The organism is Daejeonella sp. (genome assembly GCF_037719425.1).
Classification (GTDB): Bacteria; Bacteroidota; Bacteroidia; order Sphingobacteriales; family Sphingobacteriaceae; genus Daejeonella.
Genome location: NZ_JBBJNI010000131.1, coordinates 1 through 12,369 on the forward strand (window position 1 = coordinate 1; position 12,369 = coordinate 12,369).

Consider the following 12,369-nt stretch of genomic DNA (forward strand, 5'->3'; position numbering starts at 1 on the left):
GTTGTTTTCCTAAAGATGTTCAGGCTCTGGCAAAGTCGGCCAGAGAGAATAATTACGAATTCAAAATCTTGGAATCCGTTATGCAGGTTAATGAGATCCAGAAAACGCTCATGGTAAAAAAAATGAGGAAATATTATAATGGGGATTTGAAAGGAAAGAAAATTGCTATATGGGGCCTTGCATTTAAGCCGGAAACGGATGATATTCGGGAAGCTCCCTCATTGTATATTATAGATGAACTTTTAAAGGATGGTGCGCAGGTGTGGGCATTCGACCCTGAAGCTATGACGAATGTGCAAAAGCTCAAAGGAGATAACATTCATTATGGTGCAAATCAATATGATATTCTCGAGGGTGCGGATGCCCTAATGATCGTAACCGAGTGGTCGGTGTTTAGAACTCCGGACTTTGAGAAGATGAGCTCCATTATGAAAAACAAAGTGATATTTGATGGACGGAACTTATATGATCTTCCAAAAATGATTGACTGCGGGTATTATTATAACAGCATTGGCCGAAAAGTAATTGATAAATTATGCTTGGAAACCGCATATTGATCTTGAAGTAAACGTATTGTTAAGATTTTATATATGCGTCGTTAAGCAGTGTGATTAATTACGTATTCAATCGACAGCATTATTCTACTTTTATTTTATCGTTAAGTAGCCTTCCTACAAGCAGTTCTTTTACGCATATAATCTCCGAGAAGTCGGCGATATAGATTTCTATTATGGTTTTCAATCCGGTATTGAGAGAACGTTAATCTTATTTCAGGTTCCTTGCCTATCGGCGCCAGCCCCCTGAGGTACTATTATCAATTTTAGATGTTATGTGGATATTTTTAATATTTTTGTCGAAAAAAAATCATGAAGGTAGCTTTGATTACAGGGATAACTGGGCAAGATGGTGCGTATTTGACCGAACTTTTATTAAAAAAAGGTTACTTTGTGCATGGTGTCAAAAGGCGTAGTTCATCCTTTAATACCGATAGAATTGATCATTTATACCAGGATCAGCATGACTCGAATGTTCGGTTAAAACTCCATTATGGTGATTTAACCGATTCTACTAATATAATTAGAATAATCCAGGCGGTCCAACCAGACGAGATATATAATCTCGCTGCCATGAGCCATGTTCATGTAAGCTTCGAAACTCCAGAATATACAGCTAATGCTGATGGTATAGGTACCCTTAGAATATTGGAAGCCATACGACTCTTAGGGCTACAGAAAAAAACACGAATTTATCAGGCATCTACTTCCGAGCTGTATGGATTAGTTCAAGAAGTTCCACAATCGGAAAAGACACCCTTTTATCCACGCTCTCCCTATGCAGTAGCTAAAATGTATGCATATTGGATTACCGTCAATTATAGAGAAGCCTACGACATATATGCTTGTAATGGTATACTATTTAATCATGAGAGTCCTGTTAGAGGGGAAACGTTCGTTACTCGTAAAATAACCCGAGCGACTGCAAAAATTGCGCTTGGACTTCAACAATGTTTATACTTAGGAAATCTTTCGGCTCAGCGAGATTGGGGGCATGCGAAAGACTACGTTGAAGCTATGTGGTTGATACTGCAACAAGAGAAAGCCGAAGATTTTGTAATTGCCACTGGAGTTACTACGTCAGTTAGGGAGTTTGTAAGATTAGCCTTTTTTGAATTGGGAATAGAATTGGAATTTAGTGGAGTTGGCGAACAGGAAAAAGGCGTTATAATACATATTAATAACGAAAAGTGCTTGGAACTAGGCATTGATGCAGGGTGTTTAAAATCTGGACAGACGGTTATTAAAGTAGATTCTAAATACTTCAGGCCAACTGAAGTAGATTTGTTGGTTGGCAATCCTAGCAAATCAAACACAAAATTAGGGTGGAAGCCAAAATATAATCTTTCCGCATTAATCAAGGAAATGGTGTTGTCTGATCTTAACCTGGTGCAAAAGGATGAGTATCTTGCGTCGGGCGGGTTTAAAACACTTAACTACTTTGAGTAAGGGTAAGCTTCTTTTCTACAGATAGTGTTTCAAAGGGATGCATAAATGGCGCCTCATAAGTTTAATTTTAATCGTTGCTTTTTATTAACAGATGGATCGTAGAAAATATTTTTGCAAATGAGTGAATACAAAATAGCAGTAGTAGGTTTAGGATATGTAGGACTTCCCTTAGCTATAGAATTTGCAAAAAAGTATAAGGTTCTGGGCTACGACATAAATTTGGATCGTATTAAAGAGTTGTCAGAAGGGTATGATAAAACGAGGGAGGCTGACTTGAATGATTTGTTCTGTGTTACAACTCAGAACGGCGGACATGGACTAGTGTTTTCATCAAATCCATTAGATTTGGCGGATTGCAATGTTTATATTGTCACTGTTCCGACCCCAATCGATCATTTTAAAACCCCTAATCTGTTGCCCTTATTGAAGGCTTCAGAGCTCTTAGGCAAGGTGCTGAAAAATGGAGATATAGTTATTTATGAATCAACCGTCTATCCAGGGTGTACAGAAGAAGATTGTGTTCCTGTACTGGAGAAGTTCTCAGGCATGAAATATAATGTAGATTTCTACTGTGGTTATTCTCCGGAAAGGATCAATCCTGGCGACAAAATAAATACCTTAACGAAGATAAAAAAAGTTACTTCGGGCTCTACACCAGAGATCGCCGAAATAGTTAATTCTTTGTATGGATCGATCATTACTGCCGGAACCCACTTAGCACCGAATATTAAAGTAGCAGAAGCTTCAAAAGCGATTGAAAACGCCCAACGGGATGTAAACATTTCTTTTGTTAATGAGCTTGCGCTGATATTTGATAGAATTGGGATTGACACGTCTGATGTTATTGATGCGGCTGCTACGAAATGGAATTTTCTTAAATACAAGCCGGGTCTGGTGGGTGGGCACTGTATTGGTGTGGATCCTTACTATCTGGCCCATAAGGCAGAATCACTAGGCTATCATCCTCAAGTTATCTTGTCTGGGCGTCGTGTGAACGACAATATGGGAATTTTTGTGGCGAATAAGGTAATTAAGCTGATGATTCATAAAGGTCTGGCTATAAAGGGAGCGCGGACATTGATCATGGGCTACACCTTCAAGGAAAATTGCCCTGACATACGAAATACGAGGGTAATAGATATTTATGAAGAATTAAAGCAATTTGGGCTTCTTGTCGATGTGGTAGATCCTTGGGCAGATGCATTAGAAGTGAAGGAAGAGTATGACTTGAATCTATTAAAGGAACCTGATGGGCAGTATGATGCTATTATTATTGCCGTTGCACATGATCTATTCATGGAATTTGATCTGGAAAAGCTTAAGCGTAGTGTTCGTAGCGTAATATTTGACACTAAATCTTTTGTAGATAGATCAATAATTGATGGTAGGCTATAGTTTATGAAAATTTTAATTACCGGAACGGCTGGCTTTATTGGTTTTCATGTTACGAACAAGCTATTACTTGAGGGACATGAAGTAATAGGTATCGATTCTCTAAACGACTACTATGATGTAAATTTAAAGTTCGCAAGATTAAAAGCTAGTGGGATTCCAATAGAACGTATTGTTTGGGACAAGGCTTTTCTAAGTGAAAAATTTATAGGATACAAGTTTATTCGTATGAACCTCGAAAACGAGGTTTTGTTGAATCATATATTTGAAGAGGAGGGTATTGACATCGTAATAAACCTGGCAGCACAAGCTGGGGTTCGTTATTCACTCCAGAATCCACGAGCTTATATTCAATCTAATGTCGTAGGTTTTATTAATATCCTTGAGGCGTCTCGAACTTTTAAGATCAAACATTTAATATATGCAAGTTCTTCAAGTGTATACGGTTTAAATACTGAACTGCCGTTCTCCCCTTCACAAAATGTTGACAAGCCTGCTTCTTTATATGCCGCCACAAAGAAGGCCAATGAGTTAATGGCTCATTCTTACAGCCATTTATATGATTTACCAACTACAGGACTAAGACTATTTACCGTTTACGGAAACTGGGGTCGACCTGATATGGCCTATTATAGTTTTACTAAAGCAATCGTTGCAGGGGATACCATTGAGGTTTACAACGATGGAAAAATGAAACGTGATTTTACACATGTATCGGATGTTGTTGATGGGATCGCTTCTTTGTTGACAAAAGCACCTTTTAAAAATGAAAATAGAAGTGAAAAGACAATAGGTTCAAGCGCACCATATAGAATTCTTAATCTTGGCAATAACAAACCGGTTAGTCTTTTGGAATTTATTAAAACCCTTGAGTCATCACTAAATAAAAATGCCGTCATGAAGTATCTACCAATGCAGAATGGTGATGTTGAGGCAACTTGGGCTGATATTGGGGACGCGGAAAGTTTATTAGACTTTAAACCTAGCGTGGATATTAAGCAAGGGTTAGATGATTTCGCTAAATGGTACCTGGAGTATGAGAAAATTGTATTATGATTTTAATAGGTAAGAAAGTTCTTGTTACTGGCGCTGATGGTTTTATTGGCAGTCATTTGGTTGAGGAGTTGATAAAAGAAGGTGCGAAGGTAAAAGCTTTTGTATATTATAATTCTTTTAATAGTTGGGGTTGGCTTGATTCGCTATCAAAAGACCAGTTAAAAGAGATTGAAGTGGTTTCGGGAGATATTCGCGACCCTAATGGCGTTCGCGACGCTGTGAATGACTGCCAGATAGTTTTTCATTTAGCTGCGCTCATTGCAATTCCTTTTAGTTATTTATCTCCAGATACGTATGTCGACACCAATATTAAGGGTACACTAAATATCCTCCAAGCGTCGAGAGATTTTAGCGTAGAAAAAGTCTTGATAACATCTACGTCAGAAGTATATGGAACTGCACAATATGTGCCGATCGATGAAAAGCACGCCAGACAGCCGCAATCACCGTATTCAGCATCGAAGATCGGAGCAGACGCAATCGCCGATTCATTTTATCGCAGCTTTAATCTACCCATTACTATTGTTCGGCCCTTTAACACTTATGGGCCACGGCAATCAGCCAGAGCCGTAATTCCGACGATTATCACTCAGCTTTTGAACGGAATTGAAGATATTAAACTCGGTGATCTCACACCAACGCGAGATCTACTATATGTTAAGGATACAGTCAAAGGGTTTATAGAAATTGCTAAATCAGACTCATTACTGGGTCACGATTGTAATATTGCCACTAATTCTGAAATTTCAATACGGGATTTAGCGCAGGAATTAATACGCCAGATCAATCCTAGCGCCAAAATAGTCGTTGATGATGAACGTGTCAGGCCAGAGGGTTCTGAGGTGTTTAGGTTATATGGGTGCAATAGCAAAATTATTGAGCGTACACAGTGGCGCCCAATGTTTAATCTTTCGCAAGGGCTTTTAGAGACCATAAGCTGGTTTAAAGTATCCGAAAATTTGAGCCGCTATAAATCAGAAATCTATAATATTTGATGAAAACCATTCCCTTTGAACATATTGTCGCATTTATTAAATCACAATTTAAAGCTCAGGACTTAATACCCTTACACGCCCCAACGTTTAACGGCAATGAAAAGGAATATTTAATTGACGCAATAGATTCGACGTTTGTTTCGTCAGTAGGCCAATATGTTACTCGGTTCGAGGAAATGATTTGTCATGAAACTCAGGCCAAGTACGCCGTGGCAATGGTGAATGGTACTAATGCGCTTCATATTGGCTTGATATTATCAGGTGTTAGGCGTGGTGACGAGGTGCTATCCCAAAGTTTAACTTTTATAGCGACATGCAACGCGATAAGTTATATCGGAGCAAGTCCGGTCTTTATCGATGTTGACCTTGACAGTATGGGAATGTCGCCCTATGCATTATCTGAATATCTTGAGAAGAATGCTACCATGGGGTTGGATGGGTTTGCTTACAACAAGAATTCAGGCAAACGAATAAAAGCGTGTGTTCCAATGCATACATTTGGGTTCCCATGTAGAATAGATCATATCGCTGTTATCTGCAAAAAATGGAATATTTTTTTAATCGAAGATGCTGCCGAGTCATTAGGAAGCTTATACAATAGCAAACATACAGGCCGTTTTGGGGATCTCGGAGTTTTTAGTCTTAATGGAAATAAAACCATTACTTCAGGTGGTGGTGGAGTTTTAGTAACTGACGACATTAACATTGCAAAAAGGGCAAAGCATCTAACAACCCAAGCAAAGGTGACTCACCCATGGGCATTTATCCATGACGAAGTTGCTTATAATTACAGAATGCCGAATCTTAATGCAGCTTTGGCTTGTGCACAACTAGAGCAGCTACAATCATTTGTTGCAAACAAGAGGCAATTGGCTGTACTATACCAGTCCTTCTTCGCGAATTCTAATATTAAATTCGTTACTGAACCAGAGCACTCTAGTTCTAATTACTGGTTGAACTGTATTATTCTTCCGGATAAATTTATAAGAGAAGAGTTTCTAGAATATGCAAATAAGCATGGCGTGATGTGCAGACCGGTTTGGGAACTGATGCACCGTCTCCCAATGTTTAAAGAGGCGGAACGGGATAATCAACAGAACAGTGAATGGTTAGCAGACAGGATAGTGAATATACCTAGTAGCGTTCGGTTATGAGCAACGGCGCAATATTAGTTGGGTATTCTGGACATTCATATGTGGTGTACGATATTTTAAACGCAAATCAGATCAGTTGTTATCAGTATTGCGAGGAAGCTGAAAAAAATCGAAATCCCTTCAACCTCACTTATCTGGGAAGTGAATTTGACAACGACATATTATCCCAAAATAGGGATTCGGATTTCTATCTTGCTGTCGGTAACAATGTCATTCGTTCAAAAATATATCAGCATCTTTCAAGACTAGATATAAATATGCCGTCGCTAGTTCATCCATGCTCTATAATTTCAAAATTTTGTAGTATCGACTATGGTTCTGTGATAATGCCGGGCGTAGTAATTAACCCGGCGTCAAAAATAGGAAAGGGCGTGATATGCAACACCTCCTCTGTGATAGAACACGAAGCTTCAATTGGAGACTTTGTGCATATTGCGCCCGGCGCCGTGTTGGCCGGAAATGTGGCGATTGGAAAGAATAGTTTCATTGGTGCAAATTCGGTCATTAAACAAGGGGTTCAGATTGGCACAAATGTAACTGTTGGTGCCGGATCTGTTATTATCGAAAATGTTCCTGATAATAGTTTAGTGTATGGAAATCCGGGCAAATTGAAATTATGAACAGGACTTTGATAATAGCAGAAGCAGGTGTTAATCATAATGGTGATATCAATCTGGCTAAGAAATTAATAGATGTCGCGGCAGAAGCGGGCGCCGATTATGTCAAATTTCAGACTTTTAAAGCAGCTAAACTTGTTAGCGTTGAAGCGAAGAAAGCCGATTATCAGAATAAGAATACCACCAATTCAACTGAAAACCAATTACAGATGCTGCAAAAGCTTGAATTATCCGAAAAACAACACTATGAACTTATGTCATATTGCTGCGAGAAAAAGATTAAATTTTTGTCGACTGCATTTGACTTAGATAGCCTGGAATTTCTAAAGAAGCTGGGCCTTAAACTATTTAAAATACCATCCGGTGAACTTACCAATTTGCCATATTTGGAAAGGATAGCAGAATTAGCAGAAGAGATTATCATTTCTACCGGAATGAGTAACATGGAGGAAATCGAAGAAACTATTGCTGTACTGAGAGGGAAAACCTCAGCGAAAATTTCAGTACTTCATTGTAACACCGAATATCCAACCCCTTTTGGTGATGTAAATTTATTAGCGATGAAAACCTTGAAGGATCATTTTGGGGTATCAATCGGCTATTCAGATCATACGGTGGGTATAGAAGTACCTATTGCAGCGGTAGCACTGGGCGCAGAAATTATTGAGAAACATTTCACTTTAGATAAGACAATGGAAGGCCCGGATCACGCTGCTTCTATAGAACCGCACGAGTTAACAGATATGATGAGGGCTATCCGGAATATTGAAAGCGCTTTGGGAAGTTCTGTAAAAAGGCCAAGTGAGTCTGAGTTGCATAATATAGCAATAGCTAGAAAAAGTATTCATTTGTCGAGGGCAAAATTGAGCGGTTCGCAAATTAAGGAAGACGACCTTGAAATGTTAAGACCAGGCGATGGCATCTCGCCAATGAAATTCAGGAATATTTTGGGTCTAAAATGTAAATTCGATCTGCCAAAAGGTCACAAATTATCTTTTAATGATTTAGATAAATGAGAATTGCTATCCTCACCAGTTCACGAGCCGATTATGGAATATATCTTCCATTATTGAAGAAGCTGAAAAAGGAACCATTTTTTAATTTATCACTCATTGTATTTGGTACTCATTTGTCCGTGTCTCATGGAAATACCTTCAAGGAGATTGAAAAAGACGGATTCGAAATAGAATTCAAGTTAAATACTGTCCCAGAGTTTGATAGCCCTGGAGCAATTTCTGACGCAATTGGTGAAACGATAAAATTGTTTAGTAAATTTTGGATGCAGCAAAAAGATGAGTTTGATCTGGTATTTTGCCTGGGAGACAGATATGAAATGTTTGCTGCTGTGGTCGCCGGGATTCCTTTGCAGATCGCCTTCGCGCATATTCACGGCGGCGAAACTACGCTGGGAGCAATAGATAATGTTTTTCGCCACAGTATTACACTAGCGTCAAAATTTCATTTCGCAGCCACGGCAATGAGTGCTGCACGTGTTAAAGAGTTGATTTCTACAAATGAGAATGTGTACAATGTTGGATCTTTAAGTCTTGACAATTTAAAAAAGTTGAATCTTTTGACTATAGATGAATTTAAAGTAAAGTGGGGGATTGACCTTTCCAAAAGTACAATCCTCACTACTTTTCATCCCGAAACGGTTGCGATGAATAAAAACGAATTGTTTACAGGAGAACTAATTATAGCTTTAAAGTCTTTGACTGGTTATCAGGTATTAATTACAATGCCTAATGCAGACACATTAGGGAGTTCAGTGCGTAGGAAACTTATAGAAGAATTTCAGTATTCCGAACACGTATTTCTTATAGAAAATCTAGGGTCTCAGAGTTATTTTACGGCCATGAAATTTTGTAGTTATATGCTTGGAAACACCTCTAGCGGCATTATTGAAGCTTCTTCTTTTGGAAAGTATGTAATTAACATTGGAGATCGTCAGAAAGGTAGAGAATCTGGTCCGAATGTGATTCATACACCGATTGACGCCCACGCGATTTTACAGACTGTTAAAGACATCGAAACTTTCCCTAATTTAAGAAGTGTAAACATCTATTACAATGGTGGTGCAGCTGATAAAGTGATAGAAGTATTGCATTCCACATACATTAATTAAATGAAATACGATTACAAAAGGCATTTAGTAACGAGATCAACGTCTATAAGAGATTGCTTAACACTGTTAAACGATTTAGCTATAGATGCGATTCTTTTTGTTGTTGATGAAGAGGGGAAATTATTAGGGTCATTGACTGACGGAGACGTAAGGAGAGGATTAATAAACGACTTGGGTTTGCATGACAATATTGATCGGTTCATTCAAACTCATACAAAATGTATCACAAGAGGTAATTACACTATTCAGCAAATAATAAAACTCAGAGATGATGGCTTCAATGTGATTCCTGTTATCAGTTCAACTGGGATCATTCTCAATGTGATCAATTTTAAATATATAAAGTCCTATTTGCCGATCGATGCTGTGATTATGGCTGGTGGAAGAGGCGAGCGGCTTCGACCATTGACAGATGAAATTCCGAAACCGTTGCTCATAGTGGGCGATAAAGCAATTATTAAACATAATCTGGATCGTCTTGTGAGTTTTGGTATTGATGATTTTTGGATCTCAGTTCGTTATTTGGGGGATAAAATAAAGGAATTTGTTGGGAATGGGAAGAATCTTGGGATAAGAATCAAATACCTGGATGAGGTCGATCCTCTAGGTACGATAGGATGCATTTCACTTATTCCAGAGTTTGAACATGAATATATTCTGGTTACAAATTCTGATATTCTGACAAACTTAGATTATGAAAAGTTTTTCCTGGAGTTTATGGATTCTGGCGCAGATTTTTCTGTGGCTACCATTCCATACAACGTAAATGTGCCCTATGCTGTTCTTGAGACTAATGAAAATTTAATAGCGAGCTTTAAGGAAAAGCCTACATACACATATTATGCGAATGCGGGTATTTATCTCATGAAAAAGGAGATTTGTCAAAAAATACCCAAAAATGAATTTTACAATGCTACAGATCTTTTAGAAAATTTAATTCTTGATGGTTATAAAGTTACTTCCTATCCTCTTCGAGGTTATTGGTTAGATATTGGTAAGCATGACGATTATAAAAAAGCGCAGGATGATATTAATTTTATAACTTTTTGATATGAATAGCCTGATCACAATTTGCGCTAGAGGAGGTTCTAAAGGTATTCCAGGAAAGAATATTAAGATGTTAAATGGCTTTCCTCTGTTAACTTATACCATTAATGTTGCTAAGCAATTTGCCAAGGTACATGGATCTGATATTGCAGTTTCAACGGATGATTCTGCTATTCAGGCTGTGGCGGCTGATTATGGGATATATAATGATTATTCCAGACCTGCCCATCTTGCAACCGATACAGCAGGGAAGATTGACACAATCAGAGACTTGTTAAACTTTCAGGAATCACGGCAAAGCATTACCTATGACTTTATATTGGATCTGGATGTTACCTCTCCTTTAAGGACTCTCGAGGATTTACTGAATGCCCAAAAACTTTTGTTTGCTGATAAATATGCAGTAAACCTTTTTTCTGTAAATAATGCAGCTCGTAATCCATATTTTAATATGGTGGAGAAAAAGGAAAACAATTACTACAATCTAGTGAAAGGGCAGCCCGGTGTTATGACAAGGCAAACAGCTCCACTAGTATATGATCTGAATGCATCTTTTTACTTTTATAAAAGGCAATTTTTCACGCTGGATCTAAAGAATGTCTTTACCGATAAATCTTTGATTTATTTGATGCCTCACATATGTTTTGATCTGGACCATTCAATTGATTTTGAATTTTTAGATTTTTTGTTGAAATACAAGAAATTAGATTTCTGTATATGAAAGTGCTGATCATAGGACTTGGCTCTATTGCAATTAAACACATTCAGGCTTTAAGATATTTGTATCCGAATCCGGATATATATGCACTTAGATCAGGTGTTAATAATACCAGATTTGAGAATGTACACAATATTTATAGTCTGACAGAGATACCATTATCTATTGACTTTGCAATAATATCTAACTCTACTCACCTTCATTTTGACTCTATTAAGAAGATGGTTGAACTAGAGATACCAATAATGGTTGAAAAGCCGGTTGTTCATAGTCTTTCTTCAGTTAATAAGCTGCAAAAATACTTGGAAGATAAAACCGTTTTTAATTATGTCGCTTGTAATTTACGATTTAACCCTTGTATTCAGTTCTTGAATTCAGCACTTAAAGAGAGACTAAATGCCATAAATGAAGTAAATATCTATTGCGGCTCCTATTTGCCTGATTGGCGAACAGGAAAAGATTTCACAAAAGTATACAGCTCTAATGCTGATATGGGTGGGGGGGTACATCTTGACCTTTTTCATGAACTAGACTATTCATTTTGGTTGTTTGGGGAACCCAATAATTATAAAGCATTTAAAAGTAATACCTCAACGCTGGCTATAGCTGCAGCTGACTATGCTAACTACTTGCTCTGTTATGATAGATTTAATATTTCTGTTATACTCAATTACTACCGGAGGAAACCTAAAAGAACCATTGAAATTCTTTTCGAAAATGAAACCTGGACGGTTGATATTCTTAGGAATATTATCGAGAATGATATAGGAAAGATAATTTTTGAACATCCGGATTTTAATATTTTGGATACGTACGTCGAACAGTTACGCTATTTCATAGATTGTATGGAGAATAAACAGAGGCCTATGAACGCGATTGAAGAATCTTTACAAATTTTGAAAGTTTGCCTAAATTATGAATAGATTGAAAGGCAGGTTAATTATAGTTACGGGAGGCAATGGCCTTTTAGGAGGTTCCATTGTCAATCAAATTGCTGACGAAGGGGGCATTTGCATTAATGTAGATATAAATCATGAAACATCCGCTGATTTGACTCAATATAAATGTGATATTACCAACTCGTCATCGATTGATAAGTGTATCGAAGATATAATTCAATGTTATGGGCGTATTGATGGACTGGTTAATAATGCCTATCCCAGAACTGCAGATTGGGGAAACAAGTTTGAAGATATTCCATTCAGCTCCTGGCAAAAGAATGTAGATGGGCAGCTCAACTCTTATTTTTATTTTACTCAACA

13 protein-coding genes are annotated in these 12,369 nt (G+C 37.7%); all 13 read left to right on the forward strand.

Features of this window, described 5'->3' with window-relative positions; all coding sequences use genetic code 11:
* On the forward strand, positions 1-557 hold a 557-nt coding region (locus WKF69_RS15205), incomplete at its 5' end, for a UDP binding domain-containing protein (protein WP_340382927.1).
* 309 nt (positions 558-866) lie between these two features.
* Positions 867-2,003, forward strand: coding sequence for a GDP-mannose 4,6-dehydratase (gene gmd, locus WKF69_RS15210; protein WP_340382929.1), 1,137 nt, complete (start codon positions 867-869; stop codon positions 2,001-2,003).
* Positions 2,004-2,120: 117 nt separating this feature from the next.
* Positions 2,121-3,398, forward strand: coding sequence for a nucleotide sugar dehydrogenase (locus WKF69_RS15215; RefSeq protein ID WP_340382931.1), 1,278 nt, complete (start codon positions 2,121-2,123; stop codon positions 3,396-3,398).
* A 3-nt stretch (positions 3,399-3,401) separates the two neighbouring features.
* Complete coding sequence (locus WKF69_RS15220; RefSeq protein ID WP_340382933.1) at positions 3,402-4,451, forward strand: NAD-dependent epimerase/dehydratase family protein; 1,050 nt, start codon at positions 3,402-3,404, stop codon at positions 4,449-4,451.
* Positions 4,448-5,446, forward strand: coding sequence for an NAD-dependent 4,6-dehydratase LegB (locus WKF69_RS15225; protein WP_340382935.1), 999 nt, complete (start codon positions 4,448-4,450; stop codon positions 5,444-5,446). The genes WKF69_RS15220 and WKF69_RS15225 overlap by 4 nt, the downstream gene beginning before the upstream one ends.
* On the forward strand, positions 5,446-6,600 hold the full coding sequence (locus WKF69_RS15230; RefSeq protein WP_340382937.1) for a LegC family aminotransferase: 1,155 nt from the start codon (positions 5,446-5,448) through the stop codon (positions 6,598-6,600). The genes WKF69_RS15225 and WKF69_RS15230 overlap by 1 nt, the downstream gene beginning before the upstream one ends.
* Entirely contained in the window at positions 6,597-7,220 is a 624-nt protein-coding gene (locus WKF69_RS15235) for an acetyltransferase (protein ID WP_340382939.1), read from the forward strand. The genes WKF69_RS15230 and WKF69_RS15235 overlap by 4 nt, the downstream gene beginning before the upstream one ends.
* Positions 7,217-8,233 (forward strand): N-acetylneuraminate synthase, encoded by a 1,017-nt coding sequence (neuB, locus tag WKF69_RS15240; protein ID WP_340382941.1) that lies wholly within the window; start codon positions 7,217-7,219, stop codon positions 8,231-8,233. Before WKF69_RS15235 ends, neuB begins: the two co-directional genes overlap by 4 nt.
* Complete coding sequence (gene neuC / locus WKF69_RS15245; RefSeq protein WP_340382943.1) at positions 8,230-9,342, forward strand: UDP-N-acetylglucosamine 2-epimerase; 1,113 nt, start codon at positions 8,230-8,232, stop codon at positions 9,340-9,342. Before neuB ends, neuC begins: the two co-directional genes overlap by 4 nt.
* Positions 9,343-10,392, forward strand: a complete 1,050-nt coding sequence (locus WKF69_RS15250) for a nucleotidyltransferase family protein (RefSeq protein WP_340382945.1) — start codon at positions 9,343-9,345, stop codon at positions 10,390-10,392.
* Between the two features lies 1 nt (position 10,393).
* Positions 10,394-11,110: an acylneuraminate cytidylyltransferase family protein gene (locus tag WKF69_RS15255; protein ID WP_340382947.1), complete on the forward strand. Its 717-nt coding sequence runs from the start codon at positions 10,394-10,396 to the stop codon at positions 11,108-11,110.
* Entirely contained in the window at positions 11,107-12,030 is a 924-nt protein-coding gene (locus WKF69_RS15260) for a Gfo/Idh/MocA family oxidoreductase (RefSeq protein WP_340382949.1), read from the forward strand. Before WKF69_RS15255 ends, WKF69_RS15260 begins: the two co-directional genes overlap by 4 nt.
* On the forward strand, positions 12,023-12,369 hold a 347-nt coding region (locus WKF69_RS15265; RefSeq protein WP_340382951.1), incomplete at its 3' end, for an SDR family NAD(P)-dependent oxidoreductase. The genes WKF69_RS15260 and WKF69_RS15265, both read left to right, overlap by 8 nt.